The sequence below is a fragment of the Williamsoniiplasma luminosum genome, assembly GCF_002803985.1.
GTDB lineage: Bacteria > Bacillota_I > Bacilli_A > Mycoplasmatales > Mycoplasmataceae > Williamsoniiplasma > Williamsoniiplasma luminosum.
This window is the reverse complement of sequence record NZ_CP024963.1, coordinates 409551-429122: the sequence shown is the minus strand read 5'-3', so window position 1 is coordinate 429122 and position 19572 is coordinate 409551. Positions and strand designations below refer to the sequence as shown.

Annotated in this window: 12 protein-coding genes; 1 reads left to right on the top strand and 11 read right to left on the bottom strand. The window is 28.8% G+C overall.

Going from position 1 to position 19572, the window contains the following annotated elements; translation table 4 throughout:
* The first annotated feature begins 75 nt into the window (after nt 1-75).
* Nucleotides 76-1299 (top strand): sulfite exporter TauE/SafE family protein, encoded by a 1224-nt coding sequence (locus ELUMI_RS01800; RefSeq protein WP_025734098.1) that lies wholly within the window; start codon nt 76-78, stop codon nt 1297-1299.
* Between the two features lie 97 nt (nt 1300-1396).
* Here ELUMI_RS01800 and ELUMI_RS04595 read toward each other — a convergent pair whose 3' ends face one another.
* The 11 genes from ELUMI_RS04595 to ELUMI_RS01745 all read right to left on the bottom strand — a co-directional run bounded on the left by ELUMI_RS04595 (nt 1397) and on the right by ELUMI_RS01745 (nt 19571).
* Nucleotides 1397-2632, bottom strand: coding sequence for a BspA family leucine-rich repeat surface protein (locus tag ELUMI_RS04595; RefSeq protein WP_025734097.1), 1236 nt, complete (start codon nt 2630-2632; stop codon nt 1397-1399).
* Nucleotides 2633-3156: 524 nt separating this feature from the next.
* Entirely contained in the window at nt 3157-3915 is a 759-nt protein-coding gene (locus ELUMI_RS01790) for a hypothetical protein (RefSeq protein ID WP_025734096.1), read from the bottom strand.
* 94 nt (nt 3916-4009) lie between these two features.
* The gene (locus ELUMI_RS01785; RefSeq protein WP_025734095.1) at nt 4010-5221 is read right to left on the bottom strand and encodes a phosphoglycerate kinase; all 1212 of its coding nucleotides are present in this window, start codon (nt 5219-5221) and stop codon (nt 4010-4012) included.
* A 108-nt stretch (nt 5222-5329) separates the two neighbouring features.
* Nucleotides 5330-6343: a type I glyceraldehyde-3-phosphate dehydrogenase gene (gene gap, locus ELUMI_RS01780; RefSeq protein ID WP_025734094.1), complete on the bottom strand. Its 1014-nt coding sequence runs from the start codon at nt 6341-6343 to the stop codon at nt 5330-5332.
* 117 nt (nt 6344-6460) lie between these two features.
* Entirely contained in the window at nt 6461-9229 is a 2769-nt protein-coding gene (locus ELUMI_RS01775; protein ID WP_025734093.1) for a hypothetical protein, read from the bottom strand.
* Between the two features lie 784 nt (nt 9230-10013).
* Nucleotides 10014-10976, bottom strand: a complete 963-nt coding sequence (locus tag ELUMI_RS01770) for a DnaA ATPase domain-containing protein (protein WP_025734092.1) — start codon at nt 10974-10976, stop codon at nt 10014-10016.
* A gap of 21 nt (nt 10977-10997) precedes the next feature.
* Complete coding sequence (locus tag ELUMI_RS01765; protein WP_025734091.1) at nt 10998-12206, bottom strand: replication initiation and membrane attachment family protein; 1209 nt, start codon at nt 12204-12206, stop codon at nt 10998-11000.
* Nucleotides 12207-12361: 155 nt separating this feature from the next.
* Nucleotides 12362-13189 (bottom strand): DNA-formamidopyrimidine glycosylase, encoded by an 828-nt coding sequence (gene mutM / locus ELUMI_RS01760; RefSeq protein ID WP_025734090.1) that lies wholly within the window; start codon nt 13187-13189, stop codon nt 12362-12364.
* Between the two features lie 8 nt (nt 13190-13197).
* The gene (gene polA / locus ELUMI_RS01755) at nt 13198-15915 is read right to left on the bottom strand and encodes a DNA polymerase I (protein WP_025734089.1); all 2718 of its coding nucleotides are present in this window, start codon (nt 15913-15915) and stop codon (nt 13198-13200) included.
* Nucleotides 15916-15924: 9 nt separating this feature from the next.
* Nucleotides 15925-16638 (bottom strand): class I SAM-dependent methyltransferase, encoded by a 714-nt coding sequence (locus tag ELUMI_RS01750; RefSeq protein ID WP_025734088.1) that lies wholly within the window; start codon nt 16636-16638, stop codon nt 15925-15927.
* Nucleotides 16638-19571 (bottom strand): DNA polymerase III subunit alpha, encoded by a 2934-nt coding sequence (locus tag ELUMI_RS01745; RefSeq protein WP_025734087.1) that lies wholly within the window; start codon nt 19569-19571, stop codon nt 16638-16640. Before ELUMI_RS01745 ends, ELUMI_RS01750 begins: the two co-directional genes overlap by 1 nt.
* Nucleotide 19572: the final 1 nt, after the last annotated feature.

Here is a 19572-nt window from a genome sequence, read left to right as displayed (position 1 = left end):
GTCGTTTTTTTCAGGAATAATCTTTTTTTTGTTATAATAAGCAAATATAAATATGAGAAAAGCGAGGAAATGGATATGGTAAAACTAAAACGGTTGTCCAAATCAACAGAAATTCAAGAAAAAATTGAATTTGAAAAACCAAGAGAAAAGGAACGAAAACGAGCTGTTTATATGCTTATTTTAGCAATCGCACTTGCTGGTGTTGCTGGAGCAATTTGTATTAACATCTTTCTTTTATATCCTTATAAAAATAAAGGTGTGGCATTTTCACTAACTCAAAGCCCAGATAATCTAATTGCCTTTATTTTGATGATGACACTAGTGGTTACAGGTGTAATTTATGCAATTTGATATTTTTGATCAGTTTCAAAAATCAAATTTAATGATGCTGAACAAAATACAGTCAAAGTCGGAACAATTGGTTTTGTTGCTGCTTTTTTAGACACAATTGGTGTTGGAAGTTTTGCAGTAACAACAGGATTGTTAAAAGGAACCAAAACAATTAAAGATGATTCCCTTTTACCGGGAACATTAAATGTAACCTTTGGATTGAGTGCTTTATTTGAATCTGGATTTTTAATCGGAGCGATTAAAGTTGATCCTTATACATTAATGATTTTAGTGGTTTCAGTTATTGCTGGAACAGTTCTTGGCTCATTCTTTGTATCAAGATTGAAAAACCCTCGAATAGTTAAATTAATTATGGGTTCAGTCTTGTTCATCGTTGGAATTGTGATGATTTTAACTCATCCTGATGTTAAAGTTATCGAAACAATTTCAGCAGACCAAGAAGGTTTCATTGGTTTTCTTGATAAAGGAAACGAATGAAGAATGGCAACTTCTGCAATTATCTTCTTCTTTTTAGGAACTGTGATGTCCTTTGGAGTTGGATTATACGCACCAAGTATGGCCGTGTTGACATTATTAGGAATGAAAGCAACTGCAATTTTCCCAATCATGTCAGCGGGAGCTAGTTTATGTATGATTTTTGGTTCATTTAAATTTATCAAAAGCAAAAAATACATGGAAAAAACCGCATCAACAATGATGATGGCCGGAATTTTTGGAGCCATTTGTTCATTCTTAATCTTCTTTGTTGGAGTCCAAATGGGACTTGGAGTTGATGAAGAAACATTTGGAAGAATCTTAAAATACGTCGCAATTTGCGTTGTCTTCTATGCTTCAATTCTAATGTTGACTGAGTATATTCTTGGATTTAGAAAAGATCATCCGCATCAACATCTCGAATCCGGTGAATCCAAACAAAAAATACGAAAAAGACCTTGATCAAAACCCTAGGTAAAAAGCAAAACACCTGAAAAGAAATTATCTTTTCAGGTGTTTTTAGTTTTTGTTAATTGTAATCTAGTTAATTAAAAATTTCTTCGAATCTACATTATGATTGTTTAAACTTTGGTTGTTTATTTACATCTCAATTTGGATTATTGGCAAAGTCCTTGTAATCTTTAACTAAATCAACATCTCATTTTGATAAATCTTGATTGAATGCTTTGGCATCTCAAAACATTCTTGACATATTAGTGACTTTTGAGGTGTCTCATTTTGAAATGTCTTGGTTGAAAATGGTTGCAGCATAAAACATATAATCCATATTAGTAACCTTAGAAGTGTCTCATTTTGAAATATTTTGGTTGAAGTGGCTTGCTAAATAAAACATTCCGCCCATATCCATTACATTTGAAGTGTCTCAACCTGAAATATTTTGATTAAATGAATTTGCATTAACAAACATTCCTGACATATCAGTGACTTTTGAGGTGTCTCATTTGGAAATATCTTGGTTGAAGGTTGCTGCATAATCAAACATTTGTTTCATGTTTGTAACTTTTGAGGTGTCTCATTTGGAAATATCTCGGTTAAAATAATAGGCACCGATAAACATTTTACTCATGTCAGTTACATTTGAAGTATTTCAACCAGAAATGTCTTGGTTGAAATTAACCACCGCTGTAAACAAACTACTCATGTCTGTTATGTTTGAAGTGTCTCAATAAGTGATTTCTTGACAATTGAAATTTTCTAGTTTGTTGAATAGCATGTTGATATTGGTTATTTTTGGGCTAATGTAATTGGGAACTATTTCAACTTTTGGTGTCATTCTTCTAGCTTTGCCAGTTGCATCTCATCCCAAATTTAAAACTTGAATTGTTCCATATGGTGCATAATCATCAACCATTGCAATTTTATTGGTTTTTACGTTGATATAAATTGTTTTGCTTTGAGTTTCTCGATTTAATATTTGAGTTAATTTAATATTTCCAAAAAAACCACGTGTGTTAGTTGCATCAAAATTAAATATTGCCGCACCAATTGTTTGATCGCTTTGCACTTCTGTCACAACAATTCCTGCCGCTTGCGGCATTTGAATATTAATAATCATACTTAAACCTTCAGCTGTTCAAAGTGAATCCTTTTTAGAATCGATAATGGATTGTAATTTCATTTCGATTGTAGAAATATTTTGTCGTTCTGGGATTTCTTGTTTAATATTGCTAATCTTTTTCATTTCTTTATTTTGATTATCTTTCGTGGTCGATTGTCAAGAAATAGTTGTTGCAACCGTTCCTAAAGTAACCACCATTCCACTTAATAGTAGTAATAATTTTTTCATTGTTTTCTCCTTTTAAAATATATTATTTGATTGCATTTTATTAAACTACAAAATTTATTTTTGTAGTTTTTGCAATGTCTGGGTTAATATTTTTATCTAATGCAGTTATTCTAGAATTGTTGAATTTAAATGATTTTTGAGTTTTTATTAAAAAAATATATCTACTAATTTCATAAGGTTTGAATTGCATATATGAAGAGAAAATCGAACATTTAATATCAAAAAGTTGATAAATCCCATATTTTATTGGTAATTATGCTTTTTTTATAGTCAAAAATAGATGACTAAATTATTATGAGTCAGTTTATATGCTAATGTTTTTAATTATAAAATGGTTAAAAATTCAAGATTTTTAATTTTGTTTAGTAGGTTCATTATTTTATTATTCGTCTAAAATAACCTTACATATATTATGTGCTCATTTAATTTTAAAGAAATAAAATTTATCAATAAAATAATTTTTTATTGATAAAAAAATCTCAACCAATGAGATTTTAAATATGCATATCTAAAAACAAAACAGATTAATAAATGAATTTTAAAGGTAGATGATAATTTATCTGATCGTTCAATTTTAATGGTTTACCAATAATCAATTGCTTGTTGAAACAGTCTAAACGAAAGAAGAAAACACCTTTTCAAATGATATTTTTCTTATTTAAATCATCCAAATTTAAATAAAACAATTCTGTTGTTGCTTCTTCTGAAATTAAAAAAGCTTTGGTATCAAAGTTAGCAATCATTAAGTTTTGAGATGATGAATAAACAATCATATCTTGGTAAATAATTTGATTATCTTCAGTTAATAGAATCGTTTCATCTCCAACATTGATCATTTTTCTGATGTTGTATTTATATTCAATAAAAGCTTTTTCATTTCAAAAAAAAGTTTTCTTTAATTTTAAATTTTTATAAAATTTAAAATTATCTTTTTGACCAAGATATAAATATTCAGCATCATTTAAAATAGGATTATTATTTTCATCCAAATTAAAAATGTACTCACTGACAATTTGTTCAATTTTCAACTCTGTTTGAGAAATTTCAATCGGATTTGAAAGAAGTGGTGATGGATGAGTAATGAATTTACGATCTCAAGTGTTTTTATTTTTTAAATTTTCTAAAAGCACTTTAAATTCCATGCTCAATAAAAAATTTTGCTTTTTATTAAGTGCCGAATCAGTAAAAAAGACATTTTGATCACGAATTCAAAAATTAGATATTCATCCAGTTTCTGGAAATTCAATAACTGTTAGTTTCGGTAATTTAGTTTTCTTATTCATGTCAACCTCTTATCTATTGTAATAAAAAAAATAGATTAATGAACTGTTCAATTGTAATTGAACAGTTCACCAAACTATTTTCACTTATTTTAAATTATTGTTTTGCTTGAATTGCATCAATTCCTGGAAGAACTTTACCTTCCATGTATTCCAATGAAGCTCCTCCACCAGTTGAAATTCAAGAAAAGTCATCTTTGAAACCTAAAGCGATTGCAGCAGCTGCTGAATCTCCGCCACCAATTAAAGTGAAAGCATTTTTTAAACCAACAATGGCTTCAGCCACAGCTGTTGTACCTTGGGCAAAGTGACTAAATTCACTCACACCCATTGGCCCGTTTCAAACAACAGTTTTAGCCCCGATTAATTCTTTTTGGAATAATTCAATAGTTTTAGGACCAATATCTAATCCCATCACACCATCGGGTAAATCCAATCCATAGAACTCAGCTTTTTCGTTGCTGAATGTTTTTGAAGTTGCAGAATCGATTGGTAAAATAATTTTTCCATTAGCAATTTCTAAATATCTTTTAGCTTCAGCAATTTTATCCGCTTCTAAAAGTGAGGTTCCAATTTTGTGTCCTTGAGCAGCAAAGAATGTATACGCCATTCCTCCACCAATTAAAATTTTATCAACTTTGTTTAATAAATTATCAATCACGCCAATTTTATCAGAAACTTTAGCACCACCTAAAATTGCTACAAATGGGCGATCTGGATTATCAATTCCTTTTGCTAACATTTGTAATTCTTTTTCGACTAAAAGTCCAACAGCTGAAGCTGGAATATATGTTGAAATTCCAACATTTGAGGCATGTGCACGGTGTGAAGTTCCAAAAGCATCATTGACAAATACGTCACCTAAACTTGCTCAGTATTTACCTAATTCTGGATTATTTTTAGATTCATATTTAATCACTTGATTATCTTTAACATCTTCAAAACGAGTGTTTTCTAATAAGATAATTTCTCCGTTTTTCATGTTTTCGATCGCATTTTCTAAAGCTTCACCTCTTGTTGAAGGAATGAAAGTCACTTTTTGTCCAAGCACTTTTTCTAAGCGTTGTCCAACAACGGCCAAGGATTTAGTTTTTTTATCTTCTTCACTTTTAATACGTCCTAAGTGGGATAATAAAATCACTTTTGCCCCTTGTTTGACTAAATATTTAATTGTTGGCAATGATGCCTGAATACGATTATCATCAGTTATTTGTCCGTCTTTTAATGGAACATTAAAATCCACACGAACTAAAACCTTTTTATCTAAAACTTGAATATCTTTCAATGTTTTCTTTTTGTTGTAATCCATTTTTAATTCTCCTAATCTTTTTAATTTTACTATTTTCTTACATTAAATAAAGAAAAAGCATCACAGATGTGTCGCTTTTTCTTTTTCATTAAATTATCAATTAAATTCTTATAAAGCCATTCAGTGGATAATTGTTCTTACTAATTGTGAAGTATATGAACTTTCGTTATCGTATCATGAGAATACTTTAACCATTTGTTTTCCATCAACTTCAACAACTTTTGTTAAAGTTCCATCAAAGATTGAACCAAAGTGTGATCCAATAATATCTGAAGAAACAATTCCACGTTCGTTGTATTCCATTGCTGTTGCTAAATCTTTATCTTTTGCTAAAGCATTTTTGATTGCTTGGTTTACTTCTTGATCAGAAACATTTTTCTTTAGTTCAACTGATAAATCAGTAATTGATCCAGTAATCATTGGAACACGTAATGAGTATCCATCTAATTTACCTTTCATGTTTGGTAAAACTAAAGAAACTGCGACTGCTGCTCCTGTTGTTGTTGGCACGATGTTTCATGCAGCAGCACGTCCACGACGTAAGTCTGAGTGTGGTAAATCTAATAATTTTTGGTCATTAGTTACTGCATGAATAGTTGTCATTAACCCTTTTTCAATTCCAAAAGCGTCATCTAAAACTTTTACCATTGGTACTAAACAGTTTGTTGTACATGAAGCTCCAGAAATTATTGTGTCTTCTTTTGTTAAACTTTTGTGGTTTACTCCATAAACGATAGTTTTTAAATCACCTTTGGCTGGTGCTGAAATAGCAACCTTTTTAGCTCCTGCTTTGATATGCGCTTCAGCTTTGTCTTTGTCTGTGTAAAATCCTGTTGATTCAACTACTAGATCAACTCCTAATTTACCTCATGGTAAATTAGCAGCATCTTTTTCAGCAAAGACTTCAACTTTTTTACCATCAACAGTGATGAATCCTTCTCCGAAAGTAATTTTTCCTTCGTTGAATTTTCCATGTGCTGAATCGAATTCTAGTAAATAAGCTAAAGTTTTAGTATCTGTTAAATCGTTAATAGCAACGATATCAGCACCTTTGTCTCATAATTGTCTGAATGTTAGACGACCTATTCTCCCAAATCCGTTAATTGCAATTTTTTTTGTCATATTTTTCTCCTATACAATGGATATTATAACTTTTTGTAAAGAAAAAGTCACCATTTTTGACCACGTTAAAGTGGTATTTTGCTCAAATGGTGCTTATTTTTCCTAGTCTTTTATCGATTAAACAATTTGGATTTCTTCAACTTGTTTTAATTTTTCTACTGAACTGATTTTAATTTTGACTTTTTTACCATTTTCTAAAGTAAAGACATGGTAATTATCAACAAATTCAGTTTTTGAAATTTTGATTTTATTTAGCTCAGCTTGCATTTTTTTACCAATTGCTGCTTGTTGATCAGCATAAATTTTTTTGTTAGGTTCTAGTTGTTTTTGAATTGAAACTATTCCACTTAGATCAGCTATAACTTTTTGCAATCCATCAAGCGGACTTCCTGGTAGAATTTTGCCATCTTTCAATCCTAAAACTACAAGATCCTTACTTTGACCTTTAATTAATTTTAAAATGTCGGGCAATCCTTTTAATACATTTCTTAAATTGTTAAAATCTAATTTTAAATTACCTTCAGCTTTGGCAATCTTGTCAATAATACTTTGAATTGATTCATTATCAGGAATTCCATATTTCAGAATTTGTTCCACTCCAAATAATTTTTTGATTGGTTTCAATAGCAAGTCTTCAATTGTTGATAAATCATTTAGTTTTGAACTAATTGGTTTAGCTCCTTTGTAGATACCATTACCAGTTGGGGCAAAAGTAACTTGGAATGAACTATCACTGACAGCACTTGGTTTTACGTGATTTACTTTAATGTCAACGCCTTCAATATTTATTTTTTTACTTGCAACATCTTTTTGATATTGTTCAGCCATAGCGTGAGTTTTTATCGCATCTGCACTAACAATGTATTTTTCCACAACTTTAGCAAAAGTAGATTTGACAATTGTTTTCACAGAAATTAATGGTTGAATCCCTTTATATTTTCCACCAGGTTTTGGAGTGATTGTTACTTGGAAAGAACCGTCATTTGCAGCAGTTGATTTTATGTAGTCTGTTTTAAAATCAACATCCTCATCATTTTTAAATTGTTCAGCTTCTTTTAGATATGTTTGTATTTCAGCATCACTTATCACTTGTTGTGCACTAGTGATCGCATCAGCAAATGCTTTATGAAATTCTTCTTGAAGCACAAATGATTCATCATATTTAATAACATTTATATTAGATTGAATTGGTTTTGCATTTTCATATTTGCTTTTCATAAAGCTTGGTTCAAAAATCACTTGAAATGATCCATCAAAAAGTTTAAATGAACCATCTTTATCTTTTTTCTTTTTCGGTGCAGAATAGTTTACTTTAATATCTACACTTTCGATTTTAATTTTCTTATTTGATACATCTTTTTTATATTGTTCAGCCATTGCATGAGTTTTTATTGTGTTTACTTTAGCAAGTTCACCTGCAACGGCTTTTTCCATTGTTTCTGGTAATGGAACTTCAGGAGTTTTTGGTTTTGCTTTTAGCAATGCCATAAAATCTGGACTCATTAAAAAGTCTCATGGTTCAGTGTAAAATTTTGGGTTAGATAGTGCATCTTTTAAAATATTTTTCACACTATCTGGTAAAGTTTTGGGTAATTTTCCCAAAAGGATACCTGGTGCCATACCGGAAACCATTTTTGCAAGATCAGCAGGTACAATAGGGGAATTTGTAACAATTATACCCAACATTCCATTAATCATAGATCCCATGTCTGGTAAAAGGGCTTCGAAAAGAACTTTAAGAATTGGGTTAAATCCAACTTCGTTGTAGTGATCTTTATCAAAATTTTGTTTTGCAAAATCTGAATTTTCAAAACCACCAAGAAGACCAAGAAGACCAAGGAAACTATCTGCTAATTTTACGTATTTTTCTTTACCTCAGAATAAACCTTTCATTAAGTTTTGTAATTTTTCCGCAGGAAGAATATTGTTAAATATTTTTTTAATATCTACTCCATTTAAAGAGTTTTTATCAATTTTGGCACTTAAGATGCCTTGTAATTGTGCTCAATTCATGCCCGCAGGTTGATCCATAATTTTATCAATGTAAATTAAGAATAATCTAGCAAAATCAACTATTGCAAGGATTTCATTAAAGTTTTTATCAATTGAAAGAGTAAATTTCTTACCAGCTTTAATAAATTCACCTAAATTTTTAGCAAAACTTTTTAAGACTAATTCTTTTGCGTTTGGAGCTTTGACATCAATAACATCTTTAGATCCTAAAATCTTGTTCATTGCATTAAGAAATGGAACCATTGACATATCGATGGCTTCTTGGAAACTTTTTCCTATATATTTGTCATTACCTAAACTGCTATCAAGCACTTTTAAAGTTGCTGGAGATAATATTTTTTCAATTTGTTTAACTATGTCCATATCTCCAAGTTTTAAATTTTGTAGCATCGGCAACAATCCTGGAATCAATTGAGCTAAACCTTGAAATGCTTCTGGATTTGAACCCATGCCAATTACCATTGAAATAGTGTCTAAAATATATGATGGTTTTTGATCAGGTTGAGTCCCATTTTTTAACACACCTTTTTTAAAAACATTCTTAGTAAAATATTTGTCTTGTAATTGTTTAAAATTTTTAATTCCATCAGGTTTATCTGCATTTGCTTCGATGAAGTGTGGATCTTTAATTGCTGATTTGGCAACAAAATTTTCAAATAAATATTTGGCGTCATAACCTTTTTCTTTGTTTAAATAAGCAATTTTTGCAATCTCACTTAGATAGACATCTAAAATTTGATCTTCAGTTAATTCAACTGGTTTCTTGTCTGCTTTTTGTTTGTCGGCTTTTTTAGGAGGAGTACAACTCATCACTGTAATAGCTGATGAAGAACCAATCATGATCGCTCCTAATATTGTTAATAATTTTTTCATTTTTTAAATTCCTTTCGCATTACAAATAACATATTTGTAATTAATCAATAAATACTTCGAACTTAATTAGTAGTTCTTTTTTTATTAAGTGTTTATTTTTTAATGATTAATGTTTATTCATAAAATGTTTTTTAAGTGCATTTTTAGATTTAAAAATACACTTAAAAAACAAATTAATTTGAATAAATTGATTTGTTTTTTTCAGAAAAACTTTGAGAGAAAACATGATTTGTTATAGATTGTTCAAACACAAATATTATTAGGCTGTGCTTGTTTTTGATCTAGTGAGAGTTGACCTTAATCTATAACATTGATGTTATATAGCTGTGCGCCGTTTATTTTGTCTCACATGATAACAAGTGTAAAATTTGGATCTGATTTGAGAAAAAAATAAAACTAAATTACTAATAAAAAATAAGAATAATCATTTAATTAATGAAATCTGTTTATTTGAATTTTTCTTCATAAAACCACTCCTTTACTAAATATTTTCATAATTTTATACTTATTTTTTTGGTTTTTTGTGAAAAACCCCTTTTTTTTATCACAAAGTTTGAAAAACAAAAAAATCCTCAAACAAATTTTATTTATATTCACTTAAATTAAAATGGGCAAATTCAAAAATGATAAAATTGAATTATGCAAATAAAGCGTTCAAACTGGCGTTTTTATCATTAAGTATTGAAAGACTAATGATACTCAAAAAATAATAATGAAATCGAATTAAAATCAAAAAACAAGGTTGACCCTTGTTTTTTGATGTAAATTATATTTTTCAGAATAATTAAATTCTTTTTGATTTACCTGGAAGAATAAATTCTTCTGATAAAGCATGAATGCGTTCAATAAAACGTTTTTGTTTAATTTGTTCAACAGCATGATTTTGGTTTTTCAAAAAATAATGTTTGTGGATTTCATTCATTGAAAAATTAGAGCTAAAAAAAGTTATTTTTTGATGTTCCATGCGATAGTTTAATAAATTTAATAAGATATCGTCTCGAGATCAACTTGATGGAACTTCTGAACCAATATCATCCAAAAATAAGACATCTGCATTTTTTAATTTATCAAATAGGCGCTTTTGGGTTTCAAGATGTTTTTCATTAAAATTAGAACCTTTAACAAGACTCATTAAGTGTGCAACATTGATGAAAGAAACTGTTTTAAACTCACTTTTTAAAGAAGCAATCCCATTGGCTAAAACTTTTAAAAGGGTGGTTTTACCAACTCCAGGTTCACCAGCTAGAAAAAAGCCTTTATGTTTATTGGTTTTAATTTTCGTAATTGATGATTCTAAAAATTGTTTGCGAATATCTTGTTCAGTTTGGGAAAAAATATCACTATCTTGACCTAGTTGATCAATATATTCTTTGGCCGAAGTTGAAAAAATATCAATATCAAAATCTGTATATAGATAATGCTTTTTTAATTCGTCATTTTTATTTTCGAAAAATCAATGTTGACAATGTCTTGTACTAATATAGAAAAGACCATTGTCATAGTTGACAAAAGATTCATAACCAGGATTTGACTGTTCGCATTCTGCAAGTGGACCTTTGACACAAATAATATAGTGAGTCAAAAAATCTTCTAAGAGAATTTGATTGTCATTAATAATGTTTTGAACAATCATTTTTGCTTCTTCATCAGTTTTGCCTTCTTGAATAAAATTTGTTCTTAAATGAGTTAGAAGAGTTTTTAGATCGTTGTTTGAGGCAATTTTATCCATCAATTTTTTCATGTCCATAAAAATCTCTCCTCCTTTTTGTTAGTCAAACAAAGCCATTAATTCTTCATCTGAATTTGTTAATCTAGTTGACACCAATTCTTCTTGAATCATGCCATTGTTTGATGATTCCTTTTGAAAGAAATTTAAATAAGCTAAAACATCAGTGGTTTTTTTAATTGAATATGAGTTCAGACTTTCAGCAATTTTATAAATATAATTTGGAATTATTTTATTATTACGATTAATTGAATGTTGGATCATGCAATTAATTGCTCCATTTAATAATGAAAATTTTTCTTTTAAAGTATTAATCATTCTTCTTGTTGAAAAATCAGCGATAAAATTTGTAACTTTTAAAACATATTCATCAGGGTTTAATTCATCCATCAAATTCACAATTTCTAATTGTGTATCAGATAAATTACTTTCCATGGCTTTGGTTTCCTTACGAATTTTTTTAGCAATTGTTTTATTTAATTTGGTTTCAAATAATTCAGGTTCAATTTTAGCTGTTTCAAAATTGAAGGATCCAATAATTAATGTCGCCAAAGTTTTTTCAGTAAAATTTTGTTTAGTTAACGCGTCACAAAACATTTTTTGATAACGTTTAGATCTTAAATCAATCGCAACACCATTATCAATTAAAATTTTGTTCAAAATTTCAATGTTAATAAATTTATCAAATAAGGTTGTTTTTTTCTGTTTCAAAACAACAAAATTCATGTCTCGAATCGTTGGGTTTTTTTCCATTTCATCAATTTCATCGGCAAAAACATCTTCAAAAACAGCTGTGACTTCTTCATATTCTGCATCACTAACTTTTTTAGATTCCACTTCTTGATTAATAAATTTAATAATTTCTAAGTTTTCTAATCCAACTTTTTTAGTTAATGTTTGTTCAAACATTTCATTTTCAAAAAATTCATTGATATCTAACGGGGCAAAAATTTGATAAATCACTGACTCACCATTTTTAGAGATTAAAGTTTTAATAAGTCTTAAACTTTCTAGTTTTTTAATATCTTCATTGAATTGTTTTTCGGTTAAACCCGAAATTTTGGTAAGTCTTGAATGTTCTAGTTTTAATTTTAATTTTTTTAAAATATGGTACTCATTAAACAAGGAAAAATATAGACCAACAGCAGATGAACCGATTATTGGTTGATATAGCGTAATTAAGTCTTGTTGTTGAACCAAAACATCAGAATCTTTTAAGTCGATCGAATATTTTATTGGTGTTTTTTCCATACTTTTACCTCTTTGCTATATAGATAATAAGGCATAAAAAATGGAAAAAATACAATATCTATGAGAATAATTTTTTTTATTTTTTTGACACATAGCAAAGCCTTATATGGCTTAATTATTTTTGATTTTTACACATTTCCACATTGCAAAAAATTCTATTTTTGGCACTTTGGACAATAATAAGTTCCTCTTCCATTAACCTTAATTTTGGCAATTGGAGTCTGACAAAGATAGCACTCTTTTTTCTCACGTCCATGGACTTTTAAAAAGTCTTGGTATCCACCACTTACCCCTTGTTTAGGGGTGAATGAGTGGATTGTAGTACCTCCTACGCTAATTGAGGTTTTTAAAATCTCAATTGCATTAGTTAATAACTTTGAAACGGTTTTCAAAGTTATTTCATTGGCTGGGGTTAACGGATTTATTTTAGTGGCAAATAAAATTTCGTTGTCATAAATATTACCAATTCCGGAAATAATATTTTGCTCTAGTAAGACCGATTTAATCGGTCTTTTAATTTTTTGAAATTTTTCAAATAATTGCTTAGCAGTTAAATTTGGATCTAAAATTGAAGGCCCTAAATGAGCCAAAGCACTGCCATTAAAAAAACTTTCTTTAGAAACAATTTCTAAAGTTCCGAATTTTCTTGAATCGTAGTAACGCAAAACAAAGCCATCATCTAAAATAAATTGACATTCTAATCAACTCTCTTTATATGAAAGCGTGTTTTGCGGTTCGAAATTTCAACGACCCTCCATGCGTAAATGCGAAATTAGAACATCATTTTCGAGTTCGAAAATGATGTATTTTCCTTGATTAAAAATTTTAAGAATCTTTTGGTTCTCAACTCTTTTTTTAAAATCTTCGATCTCATTTCGTCATAATAATTTAGCGTAATAAATTTCAAATTTTTTAATTGTTTTATTGATCAGATCAGGTTCTAATAGTTTTACAACCGTGACAACTTCTGGTAATTCTGGCATTTTTCTCCTTATTTTAAATCAAATCAGTTCTTCCCAGCAGATTCACTGATTTCTAATAGAATTTTAATTTCTTCTGTTTTATTCGTAATTTTTAGTAAATCACTATAAGCATTTAACATATTTTTTCGAATAATTGGTAAAACTTTTTCTTGTTCAAGATTGACAATTTCAAAAATAATTTCATCATGAATTTGGGCAATCATTTTAGATTGAATATTTTGATCAACAAAATCTTTATAAATATTAATCATCGCCACTTTTAAAATATCAGCCGCAGTTCCTTGAATGGGCATATTGACAGCAATTCTTTTTCCAAATTCTCGAACTTGATAATTGTTAGATTTTAATTCGCTAATATATCTTTTGCGATTTGAATCTGTCAAAACAAAATTATTTGTTTTGGCAAATTCCACAATTTTATTTTTCCAATTTTCTAAATCGGGATATGATTCATAGTATGCTTTGATGTATTCTTTGGCTTGTGGAATAGAGATTCCTAAATCGTTTGCCAAACCATAATCACTTAAACCATAAAGAATTCCAAAGTTAAAAACTTTAGCAACTCTTCGCATGTCTGGGGTGATTTCATCAGTTGAGGAAAGTTTAAAAATATCCTTAGCAGCCTCAGCATGAATGTCACCTTTATTTCGAAAAATTTCTAACATCTTATTTTCAGGGGCTATTTGTGCTAAAACACGTAATTCAATTTGTGAGTAATCAAAACTATAAAATGTTTTGGTTTCATCAGTGATGAAAATTTTTCGCACTTGTTTTTGATCATCATCCCTAATCGAAATATTTTGTAGATTCGGTTCAATCGAACTTAGACGACCAGTATTGGTTAGCGTTTGATTAAAAATAGTATGCACTTTTTGATCATCAAAAATATATTTTTCAAAACCTTTTAAATATGTCGAATACAATTTTGAATATTTTCGATGCTCTAAAATTAAGTCAATAATTGGGTGCAAATGTTTAAGCTTTTCAAGTGTTTCTTTACCTGTACTCCCTTTATCAAAATCAGGTAATTTTAAATCTTCAAATAACATTTTTTTTAATTGTTTTGGTGAGGCTAAATTGATTTGATCATCTGGTTCTTGATTTAACATCGCGAAGACAGTTTTTTCAATTTCTTGAAGTTTGATCAGGGTCTCTTTTGTTTGTGTTTCTAATTCTTTTAAATCAATTTTCACCCCAGTTTGTTCCATGTCTTTTAAAACAAAACCAAATGGTAAATCAATATTTTGATACAAGTTAAATTGATCATTGTCTTTTAAACGTTGAATGATCACGGGTTTTAGTTGATTGATCAATCATGCTTTTTTAACGATAAAATGTGCCTTTAATTTTAGATCAATATTTGAAGTTTTTTTGATTCCCTTACCAAAAAAGATGTCGTCATTTTCCACAATTATTGTTTTATCAATAAAGTTTGTTTGAATTGCAAATTCTGATGGAATTGTTGAATCTAAATCATAAATTGCAATCATCATATCGTAAACAAAACTTTGATCAGCTATTTCATAACCTTCATTTTTTAAAAGTGTAATTGTTTTTTTGATATCAAATGTGTTTTTTTGAAGATTGGGGTTATTTAAAAATGCATTTAGTTCTTGATCGAAAATATTGGTTTCACTAAATTCTTCAAAGAAATTTAGTTGGATTAGTTCTTGAGTTTTGTTAATGTAAAAGTTACCTTTTTCATTAACAATCCCAATGCCAATAATTTTATCCTTATGATAATTTGTGTTTAGTGATTGGACAAAAATAAAGTTTTCTTTTGCTTCAAATGTTTTAGATCAACGATCAATAATTTTAATTTCTAATGCTTTTTCTGGTTTTGCTCCGGCAAAACCAATTTTTTTAGCAAGCGAATACATTTCGTATTTCACAAGAAAATCGTGAAAGGTTTGTAAATTAAGATTTAAGGTCTCAATTTTAAAATCTGGAATCTCAAAATCAGAGACAATTGTCGCAACCATACGAGTTAAAAACGCTGTGTCCTTGTCAGCAATTAAATTTTGTTTAACACTTCCTTTGATTGATTCAATATTTGCATAAATTTCTTCAATTGAACCAAATTCACTAATTAATTTAATCGCAGTTTTCTCACCAATCCCTTTAACTCCTTTTAAATTATCAGAATTATCTCCCATCAAACCTTTTAAATCTGGAACTTGATTTGGCGCAATATTTCAGTCATTTTTTAATTCATCAATCCCATAAATTAACAATTCACTTGTTCCTGATTTTGGTTTTAAAAGTTTAGTTTTTTCAGAAATGATTTGATACATATCTTTATCACTAGTTAAAACTCTCACTTCATAATCTTCATGATCCAATTCAATTTTTTTAGTTAATGCGCCCAAAATATCATCAGCTTCAAAATTATCAAGCTCAAATCATTGAATATTCATTGCAGTTAACAAGTCTCTCACTAATTGAAATTGGGGGATTAATTCTTCTGGAGTTTCGCTTCTTCCAGCTTTGTAATTATCTAAGTGGTCATGACGAAAAGTCTTTTTCCCTTTATCAAAGGCAACTTTAACATCATAAAAATCGTTGTTTTTTAAAATGTTTCAAAGCATATTTGCAAAAGAATAAACAGCGGCTGTTGGCACACCATTTGAAGTCGATAAATATGTCGCTCCCGACTTATAACTATTTGCGTGATGTGCTCGATAGATCAGTGAATTACCATCGATTAAAAGAATTTGTTTTGCCATTTTTGCTCCTTATTTATATGCTTTAACTATAATTGTATGTCGACTTCTTTTGAAAAAAGTGATTTTAGAAAAACCTATTTGCTTTAAAATTTCCAAAATCTGTTCTTGTTCAATTCAAGTCAGTTCAAAGTTTTGAATTTCAGTTATCTTTTCAGACTTATATTCAATTATATTGGTTGTTGTTTGGTTTTGATAATTAATTTCTGCAAAAGTGTTCGTTACAGTAATGTCTTGGCCATGAATTTGGAAAACGTTTTGAATTTGCTGACCTTGTTTAAAGTCAATATTGGGATAAATTAAATCAATCATCACAAATCCATCTTTAATCAAAGCTCTAAAACTATTTTTTAAAACCTGATAAATATTTTCTTGAGTGATCAGCAAATTCAAAAAACCATTAGTAAATAAAATAGCTTCAAATTCTTGGTGGAAATTCATTTTTAAAACATCAAAATTATGAATGGTAGTTTGCAAATTATAATCAATTAAATTTTGGTTTAATAAACCCAACATTTCTGGTGAATTATCCAACGCTTCCATTTTTAAGCCATATCTTAAAAATGGAATTAAAAACCGACCATTCCCAGCTCCTAATTCTAAAATTTTATTTTCCAAAGGCAAAAGATGGGGTTTGTAAAATGTAATATCTCCATCAATTTCTTGATTAATCGGGTAGTTAAAATCATACACCAAAGCACTCAGTGTTTTATATTTAGATTCCATTATTTCAGTACCTTAACTATTTTAATTAAACTCGCAGAAATGGTATTTTTATATTTTTGCATTTTTACATCCATTGCTAAAATTGAATTTAACTTAATTAATTCGTTCATTTGTTCAAAAAGTGAAGCAAAAATTGTGACAGAAATGGTATCAGTTTCATCACCAACCTCAATGAAAGCCATATCATTTTGATTTTTGTCTTTGAAAATTTTGATATTTTGTATTTCACCAATAATTCTTGTAAAACCTTGATTTTCTTTGATGAAATCAATCCCAACTGCTTTCAAATCTTTGTTTTCTGCTTTAATGGTTGTAATCGGGTGGGTTGAAACATAGAAGCCTAAATATTCTTTTTCTTTTGCAGAAACAACTGTTGGTACATCTTTTTGAACCTCTAAAATCGGAACTAACTTTTCATCAATAATTTTGGTGTTTTTATTAAATTCTGCAAAAGAAAAAATTTGATCAATATTTTCATCAAGGGTTTGTCTGCTATATTTAAATTCATCAAAAGCACCAGATCAAATCAACGCTTTAAAAAGATTTTTGTTTAGTCCATTATTAAGCATTTTGGTTGTAAAATAGAAAATTGAACTAAATAAATTTTTATCATTTTGATAAGCTTCTCTTAATTTTCTAATAAATTCATTACCAATTCCTTTGATTGTGGTCAAGGGCAAAAACAAGAGTTTTTGACTTGAATTATAATTAAAACTCATGTTGGCAACATTAGGACTTTTAACGATAATGTCTTTTCTTTTTGCTTCATTCAAATATTGAGTCATTTTGGTTTCGTTTCCGATCACTCCACTTAATAAAGCTGCATAAAATTCTGATGGATATTTAGTTTTAAAATAAGCTAATCAATAACTAATGTATGAGTAGGCAATCGAGTGTGATTTGTTAAATCCATATGAGGCAAATTTTTCAATTCAATCTCAAATTGTATTAGCATTTTCTGGGGAGTAATTATTTTTAATTGCTTGAGAGATAAATTCAGTTTTCATTGATTCCATATATTTGTAATCTTTTTTCCCCATCGCTCTTCGCACAATATCTGATTTGGCAAAAGAAAAATTTGCCACCAATCCTAAAATTTGAATCACTTGTTCTTGATAAACAATGATTCCAAAAGTTGGGTTTAAAATATCTTTCAAAGTTTGATCAATTAAATAGTTTTGTTTTTTGCCTTTTTTTCTTTCAATAAATTCTTCAATCATTTCTTGTGGACCTGGTCGAAATAAAGCTGAAGCAATTGAAATATCTTCAATTGAATTGACTTCCATTTTTTTAATTAAATTAGTCATCCCAGGTGATTCTAATTGAAAAATTCCGGAAGTATCACCAGCATTTAAAGTTTTGAAAACTTCAGGTAAATTTAAATCAATGTTTTCTAATTTGATTTTGATTTGGCGACTTCTTAAAATGTTATTTTGAATTAATTGGAGGGTTGTTAGATTTCTTAAGCCTAAAATATCCATTTTGATTAACCCTAAAGTTTCTAAAAAATTCATATCAAACTGCGTTTGATAAATACCATTGAATCCAATTTTAATTGGTAAAATTGTTCTTAAATCAACATCTGATAAAACCACTCCAGCTGCATGTGTGCTGGTTTGACGAGGCAATCCAATCAAGGTGTTAGCAGCCTCAAAAAGTTCTGGATACTCTGTTTGATATTGTTTTAATTGAGCGTTATTTGCAACTGCTGATTTTAAATCATTTTGATAATTTAGATCAATATTTTTAGTAATTGCATTGACTATTTCTAAATTAATATCGTAAGCTCTTGCCACATCTCTGATTGCAGATTTGGCCCCAATTGTTTGAAAAGTTGAAATCATTGCAACATTATGAGCACCATATTTATTAAATAAATATTCGACCACTTCTTCTCTTCTATCATCTTGAAAATCAATATCAATATCTGGCATCGTTGCTCGTTCAGGATTTAAAAAACGTTCAAATAATAAGTTGTATTTGATTGGATCAATTTGAGTGATTTCCAATAAAAAAGCAACCAATGATCCAGCACTAGAACCACGACCAGGACCAACAATAATGTCTTGACTTTTAGCAAATTTTACATAATCTCAAACAATTAAAAAATAGTTATTAAAGCCCATTTTATCAATCACCGATAACTCGTATGTTAGACGTTTTAGATAGTCAGTTTGTTCAATGAAAGTTTTACTTTCATTGAAATATTTTAATAAGGCTTCTTCACACAATTGTTTCAAATAAATATTAATTGGTAAGTTATCTGGAGTTTTAAAGTTAGCGATATGATATTGTCCAGAATTATCAAATAAATTAAAATTGCATGCTTCAGCAATTTGACTAATTTGTTGTTTTTGATCAATTGGATTTTTATTTTGCATTTCTTCATCAGAAAAATAATGTTCATCCTGAACATTGGAAATTTCTTTAAGTGTTAGGTTATTTTTAATCGCTGAAAGAACAATGAAATTCTCATATTCATCGCTTGTTAAATAGCTAATTTTAGGAATAAATAATTGGTGAACAATTGCACCATATTTTTCAACAATTTGGTCATCTTCAGAAATCAAAAAGGTATCACTTATTGCTTGATTAAAAACATCAAAAAATTCTTGATCAAAATTTGTCAAATTATTTTCCATTAATCACGAAGATAAGAAAGACAAATTTTGAAAACCCGTTTTGTTTTTGGCGTATAAAAGTGTCGTTTTATTTGTTTCAGGATTGTCAATTGCTAAACCAATAATTGGTTTTAAATTGTTTTTTTTAGCTTGGTTATAAAAATCAGCAACACCAAACATTGATTTATTTTCAGCATAAAAAACAAATGAAAAATCATGTTTTTTAGCAAAAGAAATATAATCTTTGATTCTAATTAAAGACTCTTGAAAATTATATTCAGTTCGAACATTCAATTGTGGTGAAAACTTCATT